The following is a 23,955-nucleotide window of genomic DNA, read 5'->3' as shown; positions in this document are numbered from 1 at the left end:
TTTATTTCTTTAATTTTGTAATCAATTGCTCTATATCTTGAGGCATTTCAGCCCTTACTAATTTTTCTTCTCCTGTCCTTGGCTGATAGAATCTTAGAGTTTCAGCATGTAATGCCTGTCTATTGATTAATTCCTTATCTACATATCCATATAATTCATCACCGATTATTGGATGACCTATATATTTCATATGTACCCTTATTTGATGTGTTCTACCTGTTTCAAGAGTTAATCTTACTAGGCTGGCATCATTATAACTATCAAGTACCTGATAATGGGTAATACTTCTTCGACCATCTTTAATTACCTTTCTCTGTATTCGGTCCTCATCTGTCAAACCTATTGGAACATCTACTGTACCATATTTGTTTTTTATCACTCCCCTTACAACTGCTAAATATTTCTTTTCTACAGCATTTTTACTCATTTGATCAGACAATTTTTGCTGTGCAAAGGGATTTTTAGCTATCATTAATAACCCTGAGGTATTCATATCAAGTCTATTAATAAATCTTATCTTAAATACTTGTCCAGTTTTTTGTAAATAATTAGCTAATCCATTGGCTATTGTATTATCATAATGCCCCTTTGTAGGATGCACTACAATATTAGGTTGCTTATTTATGATTAGAAGATCCATATCTTCATAAGCAACGTCTATAGGAATATCCTGAGGTTTAAAATTGTTAGTTTCATTAGGCATTATAACCTTCACTATGTCCCCTTTTCTCAGACTGCTATCTAAAGAAATATTATAATCATTCACAAAGATATTTTTACTTCTTTTAATTTTCCGAGCTAATCTCCCAGAAAGCTTGAGTTTATCATATAAAACTTCCTTTAATTTTATACCTGTATCTTCTTTTTCTATTTTATATATCAATGTATTAGAGTTTATTTTATTGTTCATTTCATCACCCCAAAATTATATAAGTTGAAAGAGATGCTTAAATAAGTTAAAATAAAAACAATATTCCTATATATTATTTTATATGTTTCTAAGGAATTTTTATTTTATTCAACAGCAATACTAAGATTATTCTTCTGGTTTTAAAATAGATTGACTCAACACCAACTTTTAAATGTGCAAAAGGAGGATTATATATGTACTTAGCAAATAAAAAAATAAACATAGTATCAAATAACAAGTCGGTATCTAAAGAAACAGAAAGAATATTGAAACGAAAACTTGAAAAAAGTGATTTTATCGTTACTGAAAACTTTGAGCCAAATGCAGATTTAATTATATGTATCGGAGGTGACGGATCATTCCTTAGAACCCTCCACAAATATAATTTCCCCGACATTCCAATTATAGGTATCAATACTGGACACCTTGGTTTTTTCCAAGATCTATCTCCCCGCGAATTGGATGAATTCATATTTAAATATAAAAAGGGGGATTATAGAATCGATGAAATCAGCCCCGTTGAAGGTCTGATATGCACAGGTAATAGTTGTAATGAGATCCTTGGAATAAATGAAATTGTTATCAAAGGCTTTAAATCTAGAACAATACATTTAAACCTATCTTTAGCTGAAGATTTTTTAGAAAAATTCAGTGGTGATGGTATTTTAATATCTACTCCCACAGGCAGTACTGCCTATAATTACTCATTGGGAGGTAGTATAGTAGACCCTAGGCTCAATCTGCTACAAATTACACCTATAGCTCCTATAAATACAATTGCATATCGATCATTTACTTCAAGTATAATTGTTCCTGAGCATGCAACTATAAAAATTTTCCCTGAATATACATATGAGAATTCAGTTTTAATAGTAACTGATGGGACTGAACATAGATATAATGAAACAGTTGAAGTTCAAGTGAGATTATCGGAATTAAAGATAAAACTTCTAAGATTCAAAGAATATAATTTCTGGAATAAGGTCAAAGAAAAATTTCTATAATATTCATAATATACAAATAAATTGCATAATTTCTTCATATATTATAGAATTTTGCCAAATCATAGTGATAGGATTTCCTCAATTAATGAGACATCTATATTAATTGGCAAAATTAAATATTATATTTTATACTCCAATATTAAATATGCATTAGTTGACTCTTCTTGTAAAAGAATATAATATCTAAAAGTATTTTCACAAAATTTAACTATTTCTTTTGGACTTTTATAATCTCCCTTTACTTCAATTATATCTACTTCTACTTCCTTCCATCCACTACGCAAAAGAGATTTTATAGATTTTTCATTTAGTAATTCCTTTGGAACAGACCCAAAGACATTGCCTTTTATAGTTCTATGCTGAATCCAGAACTCATTATGGGCATGTAACGCTTTAGCCTCTTGCAAGTCCTTTGTTCTTTGTTCTGAAAATCTAATAATATAATCCCCTTCGAAATAATTTTTTACAAGCATAGGTTTATAAATAAATGAAATTGTGTTAATTCCTATACATTTAATATTCTTATACATATTTTTTTCTTGTTTTTCTATATTATGTTTAAGGCTTTCACAAATACTTATAATATTATCTATGTTACTTAATATTTTACTTTTATCATTGGAAGAATTATTTTTTTCTAGCTCAAAAATAGCTCTTTTTAAAGCTAGTATATCTTGTTCCATACAAAAGTCCCCTCCACTAATATTTCTATTGCTTTAATAAAGGTCCAATACATTTATTTAAGAATATCATAGTATTTTATATTTTTTACAAAACTATAAATAATAATCACAAAAAATAAAAATTGTGGAGCAACAATAGGTGCATCTACCATTCCATGTATAATTATAGAAAAAAAAGCTAAAAAACTAGATATAGAAATATCTTGATAAATTTCATCTTGGAACTTATACATTAAAAATATATCTTTTATTAGAGAAATAAAAAAAATACTAAAAAAAACTAATCCAACAAATCCTGTTTCACCAATTATATTTAAAATAATATTATGTGCATGATCCACTGGTGCTTCTATTACTTGTGAATAATTACTTATGTAGTGTTTCATAGTGTTTAGACCAGTACCAAATAAAAAATTCTGTCTTATTATCTCAAGGACAGATTTATATATATCAATCCTATAATGAAAACTGTGATCATTCAAAGCATTATTTAAACTAATTCTTTCCAGCCCACTGCTTCCGTTAATGATAGTTATAGCTACAAAAAAAACTAATGAATAGAAAATATATACTATTCTTTTTCTATGAAAGTACATTAAAAATACTACAACAAGCAAAGTTATCCATGCTCCTCTAGAATAGGTCAATATTAAACATAAACTAGACAAGATTAAAGATATTATATTTACTTTTCTAGATCTAATATTTTCAAGTGATTTTAACTGAAGACATATACAAAATACTAGATAACCTCCCAGAACATTTGGATTTATAAGACTTGAATATGCCCTCATATTAATACTGTATATGTTACTATCCACCCAACTGGAAGCAAAATATGCATCACTGATAAAATAGAACTGAATAATACCGTATATAGAAATTATTATATTACTAATAACAAAATATTTAAATATGTCTATAGTATCATTAATCGAATTAACATACTTTCTTATTGAAAAATAAATAAATATAGATATATAAACAACCATAGACCCTATTAAGCTATCAATCTTATAATTAGACTTAATTAATAAAAATAAAATGTATATAAGAAAAAATAGAATAAACTTATCTTCTTTTAACAAGTAAAACAGTTTATTCAGTCCTCCTCTAAATAGTAAGAAAGAAAATAATATAAAAAAAACTATATATCCAGAAAATGGCATAACCGAACTAGTCATTAATGCCAATATTAATACTAATTTAAAAACCATATTCTGTTTCACTTTTATTCCTCCGAAAAAAATAAATCCATATTATAGAATATCAATCGAGCAAATTTGAGTTATGCAATTTCTTCAACCTTTAATTTTCATATTTCTAACATATATTAATGAATCTAAGGTATAATAATTACTAACATTATTAAATTCTAATACAATAATATCAAAATGAAATCACCTAAATTTTATTTTACCATAAAAAACTATATTTTTTTAATGAATTTTTTGTTAACATTAATATCATACCTAATTATAAAGATTTAAGTAAAGACTTTAATTTGTTTCACTATATCATTGGAGGTTACACTTATGAATAAAGCTGTTTTCTTAGACAGAGATGGTGTTATAAATGACAATTATAAACCTGTAAATAGACCACAGGACTTAAAATTGTACCCTTGGTCTGCACAGTCTATATTACATTTAAATACTGCTGGATATTATGTTTTTATTGTTACAAATCAAGGTGGAATCGAAATGGGATACTTTAAAGAAAAAGATTTAAATGAAATCCATATAAAATTATTAAAGGAAATTGAAAAAGCAGGGGCAAACATAGATGAAATAGAATTTTGTCCCCATTTTAGGACAAAATGTAATTGTAGGAAACCCTCTCCAGGCATGATCAAAAAACTTGCTGAAAAATACAATATTAATTTGCAATCCTCCTTCATGATTGGGGATAGAGATGTGGATATTGAGGCAGGAATTAAAGCTGGATGTAAAACAATAAAAATAGGAAAATCTTATAAAAAAGCAGATTATACAGTAGAAAATCTATTAGAGGCAGTTAAAATTATTTTGCAATAACCAAATGCTTCTAAGAAGCATTTGGATTTGTAATTTCTAAATTTTTATGAATGGTTTTTTTATATTTATTATCCTACAATATGATACCCACAGTCCACATGGATATTTTCACCGGTAACGCCTGTTCCTAGATCACTACAAAGGAATAATGCCGTATTTGCCACTTCCTCTGTTTTTACCAGTCTTCTCATTGGAGCAACTTCCTCAAACCCCTTTAATAATGCGGAAAAATTTTTAACTCCCTTTGCAGAAGTAGTTTTTATGGGGCCAGCAGAAATAGAATTAACCGTAATATTACTAGGCCCAAGATCAACGGCCAAATATCTAACACTTGCCTCTAAAGCTGCTTTAGCCACTCCCATAACATTATAATTTTTTATTGCTCTTTCTGATCCAAGATAAGTCAGTGTAACTATACTTCCACCTTCCGTCATTAATGGTTTGGCATATCTTGAAACAGCCACCAATGAATATGAACTAATATCCTGAGCCATTAAATATCCTTCTCTAGAAGTATTATAATAAAACCCTTGCAATTCTTCTTTATTAGCAAAGGCTATACTATGGACAACACCATGAAGAACTCCCATTTTATCCTTAAGTTCTTCAAAGGCTCTTTGAATATCTTCATCCTTGGTAACATCACAAGAAATCAGGGTCGCATTTTCAATGCCTTCTTGCTTTAAAAACTTTTCTAAATTTGCTTTGCTTTTTTCCCCAAAGTATGTAAATGTCACATTAGCTTTTTCACCAATAAATTTCTTTGAAATACTCCAAGCAATACTCCATTTATTGGCAACACCCATAATTAAAATATTTTTATCTTTAAGTAAATTACTCATTTTTTTCCTCCTTAATATGTATAACAAATTTTACCTATTTTAAAAGCTCTAAACAGCTTTTAATAAAAAAATATAAGTACAAATAAATTATACAATATCACGACTCAAAACTCAAAAGTGAATAAATTTTTAACATTCATTTAATATTTCCTTCATTTGCTTGAGAACATATTTTATATCTTCTCTACTAACATCTTTATTTGTTACGTATCTATATTCTCCATCTTCTTTACCATTGATTTTTATATTTTTTTTAAGCATTTTGCAGACAAACTGATTTTCCTCAATAATTTCATCACCTAGTTCAAAAAAAATCATATTTATATCATTTCTATCAAACTTAACATTAATTCCTTCAAACTTTGACAGTTCTTCAGCTAAATATTTAGAATTTGCATGGTCTTCATCTAATCTATCAACCATTTTTTCTATAGCTACTATCCCAGCTGCAGCTATAACTCCAGCTTGTCTTAAACCTCCACCCATAAGCTTTCTATTTTTTCTAGCTTTCTTAATAAAGTCTTTATGTCCTGCTAAAATAGAACCTATAGGCGCAGCCAATCCTTTGGATAGACAGAACATTACACTATCTGTATGTCTAGTAACCTCTTTTACATCTACTTTTAAGGATTTAGCTGCATTAAATATCCTTGCTCCATCTAAATGAACAGGTATATTTTTAGTTACAGCTAATTCCTTTATTGCCTTCATATTGCTAATGTCTATTACAGAACCACATGAATGAGCATTTTCAATACATATTAATCCAGTATCAGGAAAATGAATATCCTTATCCCTTATGGCTCTTTTAACATCCTCAGGATCCATTGTTCCATTTTTCCCTTTTACTGCTCTAAGCTGTACTCCAGCAATTACTGAAGAGGCTCCTACTTCATGCATAATTATATGTGAATTGCTTTCTAAAATCACCTCATCTCCCCTTTTGGTATGGGTCATTACGGCCAACTGGTTTCCAAAGGTTCCACTGGGAACAAATAATGCATCTTCTTTGCCAACAACTTTAGCAGCTATTCTTTCTAATTCATTAACAGTAGGATCATCTCCATATACATCGTCTCCTACCTCTGCTGTAAACATGGCATTTCTCATTTCGTCAGTTGGTTTAGTAACAGTATCACTACGCAAATCAATTATTTTCATATATTCTACCTCCTATAATTTATATTCAATATTTTTTGAAGATAATTTGTTCATTTAAAAATCCAGAAACAACTTAATATTAGTATATCAAATAATTATATAAATTCTTTAGTTAATTGAGGAAATTGTATAACTCTAATTTGGCAAAATCGCATAATATATATGGTATAGGTTCGGAGATTTTAAAAGAATATGTAGTAGTTAGTTTTTCGAGAAGGTAATTATGCAATTTGCTCAATTGAATAGCTTTCTTCTTTATAAAAACTAATTATATAGTAATACTGCTCTAAAATTCAAAAATTATATTCAAACCATTTCTTTTTTTTAGTTTAATATTTATAATATATGTATATGATTAGAATAATTATATAATAATACAGAAGATTTATGTAGGAGGATACAATGAACAATATAGTAATTTCTAAACTCATGATAATTTTTATATTAATTTTAATTTATATTATAATTGCAAAATCTATAGTTCTTCTTTTACCTTTTATTTTTGGATGGATAATATCTATAGTTGTAGAACCTATGGTAATTTTCTTAAATAGAAAATTAAAAATATATAGAGGTATATCTTCATTTATATCTATCATAAGCTTTGTCTTAATAGCTGGACTTTTGATTTCTTCATTAGGTGGACTATTGATCTCAGAATTGACAAATCTTTCTAACAGACTTCCAGACTTAAAGCTAAAGGTAAATGATTTTATTGGATATCTTAACAATAAGTTCCAAACTTTTTCAATAGGTATTTCACCCAATATAGCTAAGTCAATATATGAAACACTGTACAATTTTTTTAATTCACTAATAAAGCATTTAGGTGTATTGGCTACATCAACATTAAATTTTGTAACAGCAATACCAAATTTTCTATTATTCATATTGTTTACTTTGCTATCAGCTTTCTTTATTTCAAAGGATAAAGAAAAAATATATAAATTTATTAGATTATATATTCCTAGTTCAGTATTTAGAAATAAAAAATTTAAAATTTTAAAGGATGACTTAATTTTTGCTCTTTTAGGATATATTAAAGCTCAATTGATACTTATGTCTATAACCTTTATTGAAAGTGTAATCGGCCTAACAATAATAGGAGTAAATTATTCAATTCTTATTGCATTTATAATAAGTTTTGTTGACGCTTTGCCAGTTTTAGGTTCTGGCTCTATATACATACCATGGATAGTAATTAAACTTTTGGCAAATGATTATAATACTGCCATCTTCCTTCTTATACTATATTTAACAGTTACCATTGTAAGACAAACCCTTGAACCTAAAATATTAAGTACACAAATAGGTTTATATCCATTGGTTACATTAATGTCTATATATATAGGCATTAAACTCTTTGGGTTTATTGGAATTATTTTGGGACCAATAATTGTAATTTCTATCCTAGCTCTTCAAAAAATGGATATAATACCGGGTTTCAAAAAACATACAAAGTAATAAAAAATAAATATTCTTTATGTTTTTTTATAAATTGTTCGTTATAATACGAATTTTGTTATACTTAAATTTGACTTGCTTTATTTCAGTATTTCTCTCTAAAACATGTAATTTTAAGTTGAAAACGTTATCTGTTTTTTGCATATATCTTTACATTTTATTAATATATGCTATAATTGTTCATAATATTAAAAAAGATGAAAGAAAATGAAAGAGGTGTTTCAATGGATAAACTTATATATTTTATTCCTCCAAAAGAACATGATTCTAAAACTTTAAAATCCTTACTTAAAGATCACAAAGAAATAAAATTTGTGTCACTTGTGGCTGTTGACCTTGGTAATAATAATACAGATGCTAAGATCCCTATAGATATAATGCTCGATGACATAGATAATTTCTTAGCTAACGGCGTTCAAACTGATGGTTCTAGTGTTTTTTTACCAGAAATAGCTGAATTGAACAATGCAAAGGTTGATATAATACCAGATCTTGAGGTTAAATGGTTTATTGATTATAACTATAATTTCATAGACTGTGAAACAAATCTTCCAACTGGAACTTTACTAATTCCATCTTACTTAAAACATGATGGTAAATTAGTTGGATCACGTTCTATTCTAAAATCTGCAGCAGATAATTTTAAAAAAGAAATTAAAAATCTTATTAAAAATAATAAATCTTTTATTGAAGAATTAAATCTAGGTTCTTCTGATGCCATTGATAATATATTGCTTACTACTGCTACCGAACTGGAGTTTTGGGTTCAAACTCCCGGTGATAGAGCCGTTTTTGAACATTTATCTACTTCTCAAATACTAAAAGAACAATATTGGAAACGCACAGTTGGCCCTGTTCGAACTGCCCTTGAAAAATCATTACTCCTATTAAATAAATATGATTATGAAGCTGAAATGGGACATAAGGAAGTTGGAGGTATACCATCGTCATTAACCAAAGATGGAAAATTTACTCATATAATGGAACAACTTGAAATTGATTGGAAATATAGTAATCCTATGCAGACAGCGGATAATGAACTTTTTGCAAAGGATATTATAAAGGAAACCTTTGTTTCTCATGGTCTTGATGTTACATTTTTAGCAAAACCAATAGAAGGAGTTGCTGGCAGTGGCGAACATACCCATGTTGGAGCAGCTGTAAAATTAAAAGATGGTTCAATAAGTAATTTGTTCAATACTTCTGACATGACTGAGCATTTTATGAGTTCTATTGGTTGGGGAGGATTAATGGGTTTTCTTAAAAATTACGAAGTTGTCAACCCATTTATAACTTCTACAAATGATGCATTAAATAGATTGAAACCAGGATTTGAAGCTCCTGTTTGTATTGTATCTTCCATTGGTCATAAAGTTGATACTCTTTCCAGGAATCGTACTATTTTAGTAGGCTTAATAAGAGATTTTAATAATCCATTGGCTACTAGGTTCGAAGTCAGAGTTCCAAACCCAACAACTAATACTTATTTAGCCACTGCTGCAATCTATCAAGCTATGTTAGACGGAATTAAAGCAGTTATTTCATCTGGTAAATCTAATGAAGAATTAGAAAAGGAATTTTCAAAATCAGCTGGTGAAGAAGGCTTTTATCTTGAAAAAGACAGAGCCTACAGAAGCGAATATAATGTCTTTGAATATTATACAGAAGAAGAAAGAAACAAATTATTTGGACTTCCACCAGCCACTGTTTGGGAAAACATATGTAATCTAGATAAATACCCTGAAAAGCTTAAAACCCTTTCACAAAATGACGTTTTCACAGAAAAAATTATTGCTTCATTTAAAACCAGTGCATTAATACAATGGACTACTGAATTAAAAAATAGAATAATTCCTCAAAATATAGATATAGTAAGAGAATGTAAGAAAGTTCATGACATAGAATTTGCCACTGATTTAGACGTAGTAAATTGGGAAAAAATAAATCATCTTAGAACCTATTTGATGAAAGACAGTCTTACTCAAAAATGTCTCTTTACTAGGATAAGAGAAGCCATTCATAATATGGAATATGATTTAGTATCTGAATTACAAATAGAAATGAGTGAAAAGATTATACAATTAAAAAAATTGTATGCAAGCTATAAACGAAATCTATTTAAAATGGAATAGCAAAATCCTGAATATGTTCTTTTTTCTAAGAACATATTCTTTTTTTATTCATTCTTTTCCATCCCTATTATCTGTATATTAAAAACCATACAGGAAAACATATATAATATTAAAACCAGATTATTCATAGAAAATTTAAAAATCTACTGCAGCTTAATTACTTGCAGCTTTTCAAACTTTCTATAAATAATCTAAGCTGAAATTTAAATAGAAATCAGTCCTTGTATATTGTAGAGGTGATTAAGTGAATCTAAATGTTATTGAGGAGCTAAAAAATTTAAATATAGATAAAATTAGTATAGGAATTAAACCTTTTGTTTCATCAATTATTGTACTTGTTTTAGCTTTTATTTTAATAAAACTTATAATGCTTCTAACTGCAAAAACCATTGAAATTACAAAATTTAATGAACAAAGAGAAAAAACTTTGAAAAGCATTGTAGATTCAGTAGCCGCATATTTTATAATGACCTTTGCAGTTTTAACTATTATGAGTGAATTTGGACTGATAAAAAAAGCCACAATACTTACTGGTGCTGGAATCTTTACTTTAGTGGCTGGTTTAGGAGCTCAAAATTTAATTAAGGACTTTATAAACGGATTTTTTTTACTTTTTGAAAGACAAATGAAAGTGGGAGATTTTGTTGCCATAAACGAAAAATTTTTTGGTACCGTTGAAGAGATCGGTCTTAGAGCAACTGCCATAAGAGAATGGTCTCTAACCAAAATATATATTCCCAATGGCGAAATAAAAACCTTAAAAAATTATTATAAGGAAAAATCAAGAGTAATTATTGAAGTAATAGTTCCCTTTGAACAAAATCATGACGAAGTAGAAAAAGCTTTAAAGGATGTTTGTTCCATTATAAATGAAAAATACGAAGACAGACTATATAGAATTGGAAATACAAATTATTCAGAATTTGATTTAGTTGGAGTAATATCACTAGATGGGCTACAAGGAGGCGCAAAATACATAATAACTGGAGTAGTACTTCCCCACTACAAATGGTCTATTAGAAATAGGACTTATGAAACCGTATTAAGGATATTTAATGAAAGGAATTTAAAGATTGGTTATCCTAGGATATGGTTCAATAAAGAAAATCCTAAGCATTAAAAAAGGGACAACAAAACAAGATACGGTAGGTATATTCATTTACTCACTTGACAAAGTAAATGCTTCAATGACTATAAATATTTAACTGCCTTGGCAAAATAATTGTTTGATATAGCTTATCTAAAGATTATACAAAATATAAAAATCTAGCTTAGAGGGCTAGATTTGTATTTTATAAATTCAGATAATAACAAAACTATTCTTCCCTCCGAAGATGTAAAATAACATAGGCAGGTTTCCTGACTCACACTTCAACCTACTCCCTCGCCTTCCCAGAATCCTAGTGGCTAGTAATGAGGTTTCGTCTGCGTTTACAGTAGCGGGGGCTGTGACGGATTCACACCGTACTTCCCTTTTATCCTCCTTTGAGGCACCTACATCTCTATTCTGCTGTCCAATTTAATTATATAATAGTTTATATTAAAATACAAGGTCTAGAGTAAAAAAATTGAAATCGTTTCTTAAATCTTTACATTAAAAAAAATTAAAATTTAATTCTAGATAATAAATTATTATACCTAAAACAATTGCTGGTATAGTAGTTATTATAGAAGCCCATAAAGAAGATCTCTTATCAATTGCTAGTAGAGGGAATAAAGCATCTCCATCTTGGGATATAGCATTAGCTAAAAGGGCAGCAAAAGGTATAGTTCCTTTAGTAAATAATGTTACAAAAATCACCTGTGGTCCACAGCCAGGAATTAATCCTATTAACGCCCCTACTAGAACAGCTGTAAATCCTGCAGAAGTCATAACATCAGTCATAATAACTTCTCCAGCTGCATAATTGCCTCCTCCTAATGAAAATACTCCTATCTCATAAATCAAATAGGCTACATAAACCCAAGTTGATACAAAGGCAGTTTCCTGGGCACTATGAATTAAAGTTTCTTTTAAAGACATAATCTTAAGTTCAGCTTCTTCGTGGGTTTCATCCTGTATAAACTTCTTTCCCATAATCATAAGGAATATAGAGAAAAAAGTTCCACCAATACCTATTATAGTTCCTAAATTAGGTATAAATAACCCATTTACATCTACTTGAAATAACAGGGCTATGCCCAAGATTAACCCTAATGTTATAACTATCCAATAAACTCCATATCCCTTATGGGTGATTTTATATCCAATTGAATTATAATCCTGATGACCCTTAGCTTTATGGTGAAGGGCTATGTCAATTTCATCTCCTTCACCATGGCCTATATGGGAAATCAAATCTATTTTACATTCCTTCATATTTTTACACTCATAGTTTTGTGTTATATGGTCAGCTTTTTCATGGATTTTCTCTATTTCACCCTCAGGTAATTTTTTCATTCTTAATAATAGTTTATCTCCAATTTTATAATAATCCACAATGTAACCTGTTATTATAGCCGCAATAAATGAAAATATACTAACTAAAATATAATGGAAAGGTAATGTGGAAATTATTACAAAGGCAGAATCACCCATAGTTGCTATTAAAGTTGCAACTACAGTCCCAAAGCTTACTTTTCCTTTAACAAATAGGGGCATAACAAATATTGCTCCTCCACATCCCGGAGTTAAACCCAAAGCCGCCCCTAAAACCGGTTGCCACTTCTTTGATTCCTCTATTTTTCTTACAAATTCACCGGACTTTTTATAATCAATATACCCAAAGAGAAGTAAAACTGCACCTACAAATACTCCCACTTGCAAAAATGAATTTTCTGCACTGACTAATATAATGTCTATAATATCCCTTAGCATATTTAGTCCTCCTTAAAAACAATTCACATGAAAAACATACCCTTTATTCTATATATTAAAACATATTTCCTTGGAAATAAGAAAAGCCTATTTTTAGGCTTTTCAATAAAGTATCTTTAATTTATTATTTATTATTCCATTTGTCAGCAGGATAAATAACACCCATTTGTTTCCTGGCTTTTTCCAGCACTTCCATTGCACTTCTAGAAATAGTATAGGAATTTACACTGGATTCTGTTTTACCTGCCTTAATAAGGTCTATAAACTCCTTTGCTTCATAGTACATATTGTCCTTTGACTGAGGAACTGTAATATCTTCCTCTTCCCCATTTTTATATAATATCTTTATGCTTTCTGGAGTATGTATCTTATCAATTATTATATTCCCTTCTTCTCCTTGTATTTCACTGGGAAGAGCTGAATTAGCTATTTTAGAATGTATTATTATAGCATCCATATCATCATAGGTTAATATTAAGCTTCCCTCTCCGTCAACCCCTGACTCTAGTATAACTCCCCTTGCACAAATGCTATTGGGCTTACCAAACAAATGTATCAAGGGATGTATACAATAAACTCCTATATCCATCAAAGAACCATTTGAAAACTCTGGATTAAAGGTGTTTGGATTTTTTCCCGATTTATATCTATCATATCTAGAAGAATATTGACAGTAGTTCGCGAAATACCTTCTTATTTTTCCAATCTTATAAAGATTTTCCTTTATAGTTTTAAAATTGGGTAGAAAAGAAGATTTCATAGCTTCCATTAATAGTACTTTGTTTTCTTTAGCTGCCTTTATCATTTGTTCCAATTCTAGTAAATTAGAACAAATAGGCTTTTCGCATAAAACATGTTTTTTCTTTTCTAAAAATAACTTCGCCTGATAGGCATGGCAGGAATTTGGACTAGCTATATAAACAGCATCTATTGAATCACTTTTAGCCATAGATTCTAAATCAGTAAAAATTCCTTCAACTGAATATTTCTCAGCAAATTTAACAGCCTTTTCCTTAGTTCTGGAATATACTGCATTCAATTTAAAATTTTTAGTTATCTTAGCACATCTTATAAATTCATCAGTAATCCAATTAGTTCCTATAACACCAAATCTTATCAAAAGATCCCCTCCAGTTAAATATTAATAATTATAAAAAATTCTAATTTGTTGACACAATAGCAACATCAGAATTATATTTTATTTGTCTACTTATTTGAATTAATATATTATTAGAATATAAATGATGTGTAGTTTGGATAGAATGTGTTATTTTTTCAGGTGTAAATTTATTAATAACGTGGTTTTCATCAACTAATACGCTTTTTAAAACTTTTCTATCGTGGGTTAGTGTTAAATTCATTTCATTTTGAAAATAATCTAAAATGCTCCCTTCACATTTCTTTATATTGAAGTTTTCAAATAAATCATATGGTAGATATCCTTCTTCATAAATCACATTATCCTTTGCTTCAATTATTCTTTTATAAGTAAATAAGTATTTTGAATTAAAATAATCCTTCATATCATTTAAATTTGTTTTAAACTCTAAAACAGTTGTAGAATGAATTTCTTTACTTTCAACACTTAATGATGCTATTGTTGTACTCAAATAGAATTCTTCAGGATTAATATAATATCCTTTTCCCTGTCTCGAATTAACATATCCTTTTTCCTTTAACTTTTTCAATGCTCTTCTTACCGGTTCCCTTGAAACACCGTATCTTTTACATATTTCATTTTCCGAAATCAGTAGTTCTCCTTCTTTAAACTCTCCCTTTAATATCAATTTTTTAAGTTCATTATATACATAATCCTTCTTTGTCATAAGCTTTACTCCTTACTTTAAAATAATTTATAGTAAAGATAACCAGTTCTAAAGCAATTATAAATTATATCCTCTCATTCTCAATTATACCATTTACAAGGCCATTTTTCTTTAAAATTTTCTTCCATCTATCTTTTCCTTCATCAGAAGGAACTCTATATCTAGTATGAGCATTTATATGTTTAAATTTATAATTTTTCACCATATTATGATATGGTAAAATGTCAACGTATCTTATATTATTATATTTATTTGAAATATCACAAATAGCTTTAAAATGTTTTTCTGTATCATTAACAGTTGGAATAATAGGACATCTTAAAATTACACTTTTATTATTTTTATCTAATATTTGAATAACTTTATTAAAGTCAAATTTCTTACCAATACAATCTTTAAACTTCCTTTGCTCTGATAATTTATAATCCAGTAAATATTCATCTACAAAATTTAATGTCTTCTCTATATTATTTTTAGGATCATAGCCGCTTATATCTAGACAAATATGAATACCCATCTTCTTTAATTTCAATCCAAGCTTGCAAAGAAAATCTATTTGGTTAATAGCTTCTCCACCACTAAAAGTAACTCCCCCACTTGAATTATCATAATAATCCTTATCCTTTAAAATAATTTCTAATAATTCATCTATTTTATACTCTTTTCCATACTTCCCATATGCCTTCATGGGACAAATATCAATTAACTTAAAATTTTGTTCATGCTTATTAAAGTCAATTTTAAGTTTACCATTTGATATTTTAATTCCATGGCCCTTGACATATCCAACGCATCTACCACACAATATACATTTTTTAGGATTATAATTTAATTGTATTTTAGGAGAAATTGATTCGGGATTATGACACCATTTGCATCTTAAAGAACAACCCTTAAAAAATAGGGTTGTTCTTATTCCTGGACCATCGTTAATAGAAAATCTTTGTATATCAAATAATATTCCTTTAGTATTCATTGGAAATTATCCACCTTCCTAATTCAACCATTATCAAATTTTCCCTTCTAAAATATAACTTAGGGAGTTTTAATATTTCATTAATTACAAGTTCTAGCCATAATTTCCCTTTGAACATCATCCTCTAAATTCACAAACCTTGCACTGAAACCACCTACACGAACTGTTAGATTCTTATGAGCCTGTGGATTTTTATATGCTTTTTCCAACTCATCTCGTCCTACAACATTTATCATTAATTGTGGTCCACCTTTTTTAAAGTAAGTAGAAAATAACATTTTAATTTTTTCTCTTTCCTTATTGAACATTTCTTTAGAAAATTTAATGTTTTGTACACTTCCGGCGTGAATATCTGCTTTTATTTTCGTCAATGAATTTAACATTGCAGTTGGTCCATTAACATCAGCTCCACTTTGTGGATTATTGGCATTACTCATATATAAACCAGCTATTCTTCCATCTGGGGATGACGCCGTTGCCCTTCCCCATTCTGTATTAACCTGATTATTAATAACAACCACAAGCCAACTATCAAGTCCAACTTTTAAAGCTTGCTTAGCTACTTCATTACAAGTAAATTCATGGAGCTCTACAGCAATATTATCTACATAGTCATCATCATTACCAAATTTAGGGCAATTCTTCATTTCCTGTTGCACGTCCTTATAATCATCAAAGTCCTTTGCAAGTATTTCCTGAATTTCTTTTAACGTATATTTTTTTTCATCAAATACCAATTTTTTTATTGCAGCTAATGAGTCTGCGGTACTCATATTTCCATACATTTCATTTGTCCCACCAAGATGTTTCACTCCACCATCTAAAGTCATTTTCCCTCTGCCAATACAATCATCTATTAAAATACTAGTGTATATAAATCCAACCTTTTTATTCATAATTTTATAAGAATATGCATGGGCCTTTGCTGTCAATTCGATATAATATGTTAACAGCTTTTTATACTCTTCAAAGAATTCATCAAATGTTTTAATATCATTCATTTTCTTTAACTTAAGCTCACCATATTTATATTTGTAATCCCATTGGTCAATCCCATCGTGTATAAATATTGTTAAAGCTTTTAATAAATTAATGCATGCATTTGGTGTACCTACTCCCTGGCCTGAAAGCACAAATTCTCCACAGCCAAAAGGAACATACTGCTCTGCAGTTTTTTCATCAACACCCATTGTTTTCATAACAGCAGGTATATTTACATCATCATTATAAAGAATTGGATAAGTTATACCTTCCCCTATACAGTCAAGAGCCCTGTCATATATTTTGGGGTCCATACCCTTATAAATTCTTAATGTAAATTGAGGCTCAACCAATTTTGCCCTTTTTGTTGCTTCTATAGCCAATTTACAAAAAACATCTGCATTTTTAGGATTTCTTCTTCCTCTTCCTCCAACTATAACACGTCCATTAACATTTGTCCTTTTAACTTCTATTAATCTCCATTGAGATTCAATATAATCAATTGCTTCTTCCTCTGTAATTATATTATTCTTTAAATCATAAGCCAAATAATCTCCCAAATAATCATCCATTCTACCATAATTGACTACACCAGCCATTGATGAATATAACCAGGCCAACTGCATTGCTGAAACAAAAGAATTGGGTCTTTCTTTTTCAATTATCCTAAGTGCTTCTAATAATCTTTCCATTTGTACTTTTCTTTTTGGTGAAAGTCTTTCATTTTGAAGCTTAGTTTCAACTTCCTTAATATGATGTCTAATTACATCCTGTAAAAGATTAAGGGCTTCAATCATAACATCATATTCCTCTTTTGAAGCAGGGTTAATTTCTCTTTTAAAATTTATTAGACCCTTTAATCCCTCTATTCCATTATCAAGTAATAAGTTATAATTTAGATACATTCCACTAAAACGTGCTGTAATAATAGCCGGGAATAATACATCAACAAAAGGGCCTAAAATATTTTCCTTTAGTTTCTCTTTATAAAATACTTCCCTTGTATCATTTTTCTTCCAGTATTCTTTTAGATATTCTATGTCCTTTTTATACTTAACTCCAAGCTTTTCAAGTAATGAGTCCAATTTCTCAAATCTGCAATAATGTCCTGGACCACCAACAGAAGTAACACTGCCAAAACCAATTGGTAATGCATCAAATCTTCCCAAAATTAAATCATCTTCATACATTGGTCTAAACACTTTAGGAAATAATACTTTTAAACATTCAATTTCTCTTCTGAGTTTTTGCTCATCTGTATATTGGCTGTGCAGCTTTGTGTACTCCATCATTGTTTTCAATTGTTCTAATTCATCCATGTATAAAGACTCTTTTGGAGCCACTGCCACATTAGTATCATTTTTTTTTAATTCTCTTATAACCATAATTAACTCCTCCCGGAATAATGTAATTCATGTTTTTAATATTTGTATATATTTCTGTTTGCCAGATATAGATTAATTTCTATGATTTAGTTCATATTCATTTCCTAACTTGTAATTACAAGTTAATTGTAACTCCTATTTTATTTCAAGTCAAGTAAAATCTAATTAAAAAACAGCAGTCTAATTTTTGACTGCTGTTTTTTTAGTTTATGCAGCTGAAACAGATTCTTTTCTTTTTTTACTAATGAGTTTTTTCATAAATATAGTTATGAATGCTGTCACCAGTGAACCTATTAACATTGCCAGTAATGCCAATAAAGGATTATTTATTGCTCCAAGAAATGCAACTATTGGGCCGCCATGTGCCACATTATTTGTTATTCCAAATAGAAACCCTAAAACACAGGCTACGGCACTTCCTATCATATTAGCAGGGATTACAGCCAAGGGGTCACTTGCTGCAAAGGGTATAGCACCTTCTGAAATTCCAACAAGACCCATGGCCAATGCAGCTTTACCGTTTGCAAGTTCCTCTTCATTAAACAGCTTCATTTTTCTGCCTACAAATGTTGCTATTGCCATGCCAAGAGGTGCAACGGGAATAGCACAAGCTTGTGCTCCCATAAATTGGGTCTGACCATTTGCTATTAAACCAACACTAAACATAAATGCAACCTTACCAAAGGGTCCTCCCATGTCAAAGCCTTGCATTAATCCTATGACAATACCTATAACTACAAGACTTCCGGAAGAAAGAGACGTAAGCATGTTAACCAAAGAATCCATAAGTGAAGCTATCGGTGCACCAATAACAAATATAAATAATAATGCTATTGCCAGAGAACCAAGAATAGGAATTATCATAATTGGAACTAAAGGCTGAATAATCTTAGGAAAACTCCATGATTTAATCCACTTAACAATATAACCAACGATAAATCCAGCTATAATAGCTCCTATAAAGCCAGTTCCTGCAGCTGCATTATAAAAAGAACCATCATTAGCTATCCATCCCCCTATCATACCTGGTGCTAAAGCTGGAGTATCGCCAATTGCATAGGCTATATATCCCGCAAGAATAGGTATCATAAGCTTAAATCCCACAACACCAACATTAAGTATTTGATTCCAAAAACTTCCCTCTGGTATTTGAAGTCCCTCTGGAGTAGGTTTACCTCCTATAGCAAGGGAAATAGCTATCAATAATCCTCCTATTACTACAAATGGTATCATGTAGGATACACCATTCATCAAATATTTATACAATCCCGTTTTTTCTTTGGAAAAATCATTATTTGAATAAGCTCTTTTACCACTAGATGAATATACAGGCACATCGCCATTTAAAGCTTTTTCTATAAGCTTTTTAGGTCTATTTATAGCTTCTTTTGTCCCTGCAAATATAACTCTTTTCCCATTAAATCTATCTAAATCAATTTGTCTATCACAAGCTATAATAATTGCCTGGGCTTTATCAATTTCTGATTTTGTTGGTGAATTTTCTACTCCCACAGAGCCATTAGTTTCTACTTTTATGTCTACTCCCATTTCCTCTGCATATTTTTTTAATGCATTAGCTGCAATATAGGTGTGGGCAACTCCAACGGGACATCCCGTAACACCTATCAAAAATCTTCCGTCTTTTCTTTTTTTATCAGTATCTTTTTTCTTTTCATTGAAAAGATTATAAACTTCTCCTTTATTTTTTGCACTAAATAATGTTTGTTTAAAAGAATCGTCTAATAATTTAGAAGTAATCTCTGATAATGTTTTTACATGTAAATCGTTTGAATTATGTGGCATGGCTATTACAAAGAATACTCTAGATTTTTTCCCATCTACAGAATTACAGTCTATTCCTTCCTTGCTTATACCAATAGCAACAGATGCCTCATTTACACTATTGGATTTAGCATGGGGCATTACTATACCATCTTCAAAAACTGTTGACATTTGTCTTTCCCTTGCTAAAACGTCCTTTTCAAAATCCTTTACATTTTTAATTTTATTGTTTGCATATAGAAGCTGTGACAACTCTTTTATTGCTTCTTCCTTTGTTTTTGCCTTTAGGCCAACTTTAATTAAATTTTCATTTATCATTTCGTTAATATTCATTTTTTCACTCCTCCGACTTGATTATCTCCATGAAGCTTTCAAAACAATCAGCTTTAATTAAATCCGATATTTTTTTTCTATCATCTAATATAAAAAAGAGTGTATTGAAAATATTTGTATAATCTTCATCTGTCATTTTTTCAAGAGCCAATAAAAATACCAGTTGAACCATATTTTCTCCCCATTGAATAGGTTTATCTAATACTCCTATTGCAATTTTTGAATGAATAACGTTTTCAAATAAGGCATGGGGTATTGCTACCAGATTACTAATAGAAGTTGAAGAAATTTTTTCTCTTTCTATAACCGATTGCAAAAATGCCTCCTTAACACAATTCTTGTCATAAAGTAATTCACTCAATCTTTTTATCACTTCAAATTTATCTTTAGTTTTTATTTTTTTTATATATAAATCTTTATCAAATAAATCATATAACTTGATTTTATCCTCTATCCTTTTTGAATTTTCAATTACATCACTTATTCTTTGTAGATCTATTTTATTAAGCAAAGCACTAACATGTATAACAGGAACTTCACAATCGTCTATAGGAATAGTACTCAATATTAAATCTGGTTTTGTAAGTAAAACTTTTCCTATTTTATATGAAGGGAATATCCCGGTTATTTTTATGTTAGGAAATGTATTCCTTATTTTAGAAGCCAATAATTGTGCAGTTCCTATTCCCGTAGAACAAACTATAGCAACTTTTTCAATTGAGTTCTTAGCTATATTATTTTTTCTCTCTAGAGAGGCCATCAAATGTATTGCTATATAACCTATTTCATTTTCATTAATCCTTAAATTCACCTTTTTCTCTAACACTTTACTAGCCACAACACCCATTTCAAAGGCATAGGGATATTCAGCCTTTATCTCATTTAATAATGGATTTCTTAAATTCATATTATATTTAAACCTATTAAGGGCAGGCTTTAAATGTAATGCCAATCCATAAATTAATTTTTCATCATTTAAAAAATTGATTTTATATACATCCTCTAATTTCCACAGCATTTCATGGATAATTGCAAGTAAATCCTTACCTATAGCAGTTTCAAGCTCTTTAATATTGAGCTTTTCATCTCTTAATGCTTTAATTCCAAGTAAATGTATTGTTATATATGCCTTTTCCCCTTCCGGCATACTAATACAAAATGTTTTTTCTAGATTTTCAACAATCTTTGCTGCCATCTCATATTCCTTTTTACTTTTCAAATTTCTAATTTCAGTTAATGGTAAACTAATTTCTTTACCTTCCTTAATCCTTTTAATTGCTATAGCAATGTGTATTATGAGATTGTTAAAAGTAACATCTGATAATTTTAATGAAATAACTTCATCGGTATCTAATATGATTTCTTTTATTTTGCATATATTTATCTTTAAAATATCTTCTATATACTTAGTGTCGCAAATACTCATAAGATAATCGGATATAGAATATCTTAACTGAATCTCATTTCCATAAATTTTTATTCCACAACTGGCTTTCTTAATTAATTCTAATTTATTCTTAGATAGCCATTTTTCAACTTTATTAATATCATTATCTATGGTCGATTTGCTCACATATAGCTCATTAGCCAGCTCTTCTATAGTAATGAATTCATTAGTATATAAAAGCCTTTCTATTATATAGAAAACCCTTTCCTCAGGAAGCACAGCTAAATTTTCCTTCGCTTCTTTTATATATTGATTTAATACAATTAAAGTATTTTTCCCACGTGGATTAATGGAGTATCCAATTCTAGGCTTAGATGTAATCTTTATGCCCTGTGATTTTAAATCATAATTTAGCAATTTTATATCTTTACGTATAGTCCGTGAAGATACTCCAATTATTTTTGACAAATATTTTCCTGTAATAGGCCCATTGTTTTTTATGAATTCCAGTATTATTTTTTTCTTGCGCGCATCATAACTCAAACTCATATCACCTCTCCTACACTTGTAATTATAAGTTATTTAATGTGAAAAGACAAATTAGAAAATTTCCGCATTTATTGCGGCATTTTTTATTTTGTATCTATCAAACCTTAGAATTGTTTATCTTTGAGGAAATTGCATAACTCTAATTTGGCTGGGTTGCATAATATATATGGTGTGGCTTTGAAGATTTTAAAACTATATGTAGTAGATAATCTTTTGGGAAGGTAATTATGCAATTTGCTCATTTAAATAAAAAATTTCAATGTTATAAAAAAAGAACATATAGGATAGATTTTTAACCTATCCTATATGTTCTGTTAAATTTTGAAGTATTATCCTCGATATAATGCTATTTCTTATTTACCAATTCTTCTGGAACACTTTCCTTTCCCTGACCATAATAGTCAAACACTTTAACTGCCTGTTCAATTTGCTCATCAGTCATCATAGCCACATCATTACTCATTGACTTAGCAACACAATAGGTTTTTGCAGCTTCTTCTAAATAAATACATGAATACAAGGCTTGCTTTAATGAATTCCCTACTGCTATTACACCATGATGTTTTAAAATTACAGCAAGCTTTCCCTTTAAATTTTCAACTGCTTCTATACCCATTTGTTCACTTGCGGCCGATGAAAAAGGGCATACATTAACTGAACCCTTTGTTGCATTGGCAAGGGTGGTTAAATTACATTTAAACTCATCCTGAACCAAACCTAAGGCAGTTGCATAGGGTTGATGGGTATGAATAACCGCTTTAACCTCTGGCATATTATTGTAGATATATAAAAGGGCCTTTGTATCTACCGATGCCTTTCGATTCCCCTCAATAACTTTACCAGATAAATCCATTAGAATAATATCATCTGCCACTAAATCTTCATATATCATTCCTGAAGGAGTTACTAAAACCTTGTCCTGATCAACCTTACAGCTTACATTCCCTCCAGAAAGTGCAATTAATCCGTATCTATCAAGCTTCAAGCCTGCTTTTATGACCTCTTCTTTTTCCTTTTGATACATCTTTCTTATTCCTTTCTTGATACATTTTATTATTCTTCTTTATTTTTGCTTTTAAAGAATTAGGGTGAACAATTTCTTCGATTTTTAAGAGATTTTCCTCTAAATCCTTGCAGTCACTATATGCCTTTAAATCTATCCAATACCTTCCCTTAAACAATGAAGGCTTATTAACTCTTATATACATTTTTCCTGCCAGTTTTTGTTCTTTAATCTTAAAACCCTTTAATTCTTTTCTAGAGTAAACATGGGCTTTATTAAAGGCTGAAAAACTTATTTGATTATTATCTATTACTATCTTTTTAGGATAACCGATAGCTACAAAATTGGTAATGATTGTGTATACACATAAAAAGCATATGAGCATCCATAAATATTTCATAGTTGAGCCTTTGCTTATACTGTAGATTCCAAATAGAAATATAACAGCTGCTAGAATTCCAGCATAAATTACTCTTATTAAAAAGATCTTTTTATCAAACAAATATTCTTTACCCATGTTTCCTCCTATTTTTTAAAGTGAGAAACTTGCATAATTAACATTATTAATTTTAGGATACAATATGTAGATAACTTACCTGACTCGCTCTACTACATTCTGTATTTTAAAATTCTTCACATGTATT

The 23,955-nt window shown here is 29.4% G+C and carries 19 protein-coding genes and 1 riboswitch; of the genes, 5 read left to right on the top strand and 14 right to left on the bottom strand.

Going from position 1 to position 23,955, the window contains the following annotated elements:
- Position 1: 1 nt before the first annotated feature.
- The gene (locus tag B5X81_RS09020; protein ID WP_079491103.1) at positions 2 to 910 is read right to left on the bottom strand and encodes an RluA family pseudouridine synthase; all 909 of its coding nucleotides are present in this window, start codon (positions 908 to 910) and stop codon (positions 2 to 4) included.
- A 194-nt stretch (positions 911 to 1,104) separates the two neighbouring features.
- Between B5X81_RS09020 and B5X81_RS09015 the strand changes: the two genes are divergently transcribed.
- The gene (locus tag B5X81_RS09015) at positions 1,105 to 1,914 is read left to right on the top strand and encodes an NAD(+)/NADH kinase (RefSeq protein WP_079491101.1); all 810 of its coding nucleotides are present in this window, start codon (positions 1,105 to 1,107) and stop codon (positions 1,912 to 1,914) included.
- 119 nt (positions 1,915 to 2,033) lie between these two features.
- Here the strand turns inward: B5X81_RS09015 and B5X81_RS09010 are convergent, their stop codons facing one another.
- Positions 2,034 to 2,597, bottom strand: coding sequence for a hypothetical protein (locus tag B5X81_RS09010; protein ID WP_079491099.1), 564 nt, complete (start codon positions 2,595 to 2,597; stop codon positions 2,034 to 2,036).
- Between the two features lie 53 nt (positions 2,598 to 2,650).
- Positions 2,651 to 3,826, bottom strand: coding sequence for an O-antigen ligase family protein (locus B5X81_RS09005; protein ID WP_079491098.1), 1,176 nt, complete (start codon positions 3,824 to 3,826; stop codon positions 2,651 to 2,653).
- A 306-nt stretch (positions 3,827 to 4,132) separates the two neighbouring features.
- On the opposite strand from B5X81_RS09005, the gene B5X81_RS09000 reads away from it, so the two are divergent.
- Positions 4,133 to 4,633 (top strand): D-glycero-alpha-D-manno-heptose-1,7-bisphosphate 7-phosphatase, encoded by a 501-nt coding sequence (locus tag B5X81_RS09000; protein ID WP_079491096.1) that lies wholly within the window; start codon positions 4,133 to 4,135, stop codon positions 4,631 to 4,633.
- 68 nt (positions 4,634 to 4,701) lie between these two features.
- Here B5X81_RS09000 and B5X81_RS08995 read toward each other — a convergent pair whose 3' ends face one another.
- Together B5X81_RS08995 and ltaE are read right to left on the bottom strand one after the other, a co-directional pair.
- The gene (locus B5X81_RS08995; protein ID WP_079491094.1) at positions 4,702 to 5,475 is read right to left on the bottom strand and encodes an enoyl-ACP reductase FabI; all 774 of its coding nucleotides are present in this window, start codon (positions 5,473 to 5,475) and stop codon (positions 4,702 to 4,704) included.
- 129 nt (positions 5,476 to 5,604) lie between these two features.
- A complete protein-coding gene (gene ltaE, locus B5X81_RS08990) occupies positions 5,605 to 6,636 on the bottom strand; it encodes a low-specificity L-threonine aldolase (RefSeq protein WP_079491093.1) in 1,032 nt (343 codons plus the stop codon).
- A 402-nt stretch (positions 6,637 to 7,038) separates the two neighbouring features.
- Between ltaE and ytvI the strand changes: the two genes are divergently transcribed.
- The 3 genes from ytvI (at position 7,039) to B5X81_RS08975 (ending at position 11,352) form a co-directional block, all read left to right on the top strand.
- The gene (gene ytvI, locus B5X81_RS08985; protein WP_079491091.1) at positions 7,039 to 8,100 is read left to right on the top strand and encodes a sporulation integral membrane protein YtvI; all 1,062 of its coding nucleotides are present in this window, start codon (positions 7,039 to 7,041) and stop codon (positions 8,098 to 8,100) included.
- A gap of 224 nt (positions 8,101 to 8,324) precedes the next feature.
- Complete coding sequence (locus B5X81_RS08980; RefSeq protein ID WP_139380286.1) at positions 8,325 to 10,232, top strand: type I glutamate--ammonia ligase; 1,908 nt, start codon at positions 8,325 to 8,327, stop codon at positions 10,230 to 10,232.
- 244 nt (positions 10,233 to 10,476) lie between these two features.
- Positions 10,477 to 11,352 carry a mechanosensitive ion channel family protein gene (locus B5X81_RS08975; protein WP_079491088.1) on the top strand — a complete coding sequence of 292 codons (876 nt, stop codon included), beginning with the start codon at positions 10,477 to 10,479 and terminating at the stop codon, positions 11,350 to 11,352.
- A gap of 212 nt (positions 11,353 to 11,564) precedes the next feature.
- A riboswitch (cobalamin riboswitch) is annotated at positions 11,565 to 11,745 on the bottom strand.
- Positions 11,746 to 11,826: 81 nt separating this feature from the next.
- Here B5X81_RS08975 and B5X81_RS08970 read toward each other — a convergent pair.
- The 9 genes from B5X81_RS08970 to B5X81_RS08930 form a co-directional block, all read right to left on the bottom strand.
- Positions 11,827 to 13,089: a putative manganese transporter gene (locus B5X81_RS08970; protein ID WP_079491086.1), complete on the bottom strand. Its 1,263-nt coding sequence runs from the start codon at positions 13,087 to 13,089 to the stop codon at positions 11,827 to 11,829.
- Positions 13,090 to 13,213: 124 nt separating this feature from the next.
- A complete protein-coding gene (locus B5X81_RS08965; protein WP_079491084.1) occupies positions 13,214 to 14,209 on the bottom strand; it encodes a Gfo/Idh/MocA family protein in 996 nt (331 codons plus the stop codon).
- A 40-nt stretch (positions 14,210 to 14,249) separates the two neighbouring features.
- Entirely contained in the window at positions 14,250 to 14,915 is a 666-nt protein-coding gene (locus B5X81_RS08960) for a GntR family transcriptional regulator (RefSeq protein ID WP_079491083.1), read from the bottom strand.
- 64 nt (positions 14,916 to 14,979) lie between these two features.
- Entirely contained in the window at positions 14,980 to 15,891 is a 912-nt protein-coding gene (locus B5X81_RS08955) for a glycyl-radical enzyme activating protein (RefSeq protein ID WP_079491081.1), read from the bottom strand.
- 80 nt (positions 15,892 to 15,971) lie between these two features.
- Positions 15,972 to 18,257 (bottom strand): pyruvate formate lyase family protein, encoded by a 2,286-nt coding sequence (locus B5X81_RS08950; protein WP_079491080.1) that lies wholly within the window; start codon positions 18,255 to 18,257, stop codon positions 15,972 to 15,974.
- Between the two features lie 207 nt (positions 18,258 to 18,464).
- Positions 18,465 to 20,372, bottom strand: coding sequence for a PTS fructose transporter subunit IIABC (locus B5X81_RS08945; RefSeq protein ID WP_079491078.1), 1,908 nt, complete (start codon positions 20,370 to 20,372; stop codon positions 18,465 to 18,467).
- Between the two features lie 4 nt (positions 20,373 to 20,376).
- Positions 20,377 to 22,308, bottom strand: coding sequence for a BglG family transcription antiterminator (locus B5X81_RS08940; protein WP_079491077.1), 1,932 nt, complete (start codon positions 22,306 to 22,308; stop codon positions 20,377 to 20,379).
- 346 nt (positions 22,309 to 22,654) lie between these two features.
- On the bottom strand, positions 22,655 to 23,332 hold the full coding sequence (locus tag B5X81_RS08935; RefSeq protein ID WP_079491076.1) for a class II aldolase/adducin family protein: 678 nt from the start codon (positions 23,330 to 23,332) through the stop codon (positions 22,655 to 22,657).
- Positions 23,283 to 23,828, bottom strand: a complete 546-nt coding sequence (locus B5X81_RS08930) for a hypothetical protein (protein WP_079491075.1) — start codon at positions 23,826 to 23,828, stop codon at positions 23,283 to 23,285. The genes B5X81_RS08935 and B5X81_RS08930 overlap by 50 nt, the downstream gene beginning before the upstream one ends.
- Positions 23,829 to 23,955: the final 127 nt, after the last annotated feature.

Origin of the sequence: Maledivibacter halophilus (assembly GCF_900167445.1) — a bacterium.
In the GTDB taxonomy this organism is placed as follows: Bacteria; Bacillota; Clostridia; order Peptostreptococcales; family Caminicellaceae; genus Maledivibacter; species Maledivibacter halophilus.
The sequence above is the reverse complement of the archived record's forward strand: the minus strand, read 5'-3'. Positions and strand labels throughout refer to the sequence as shown.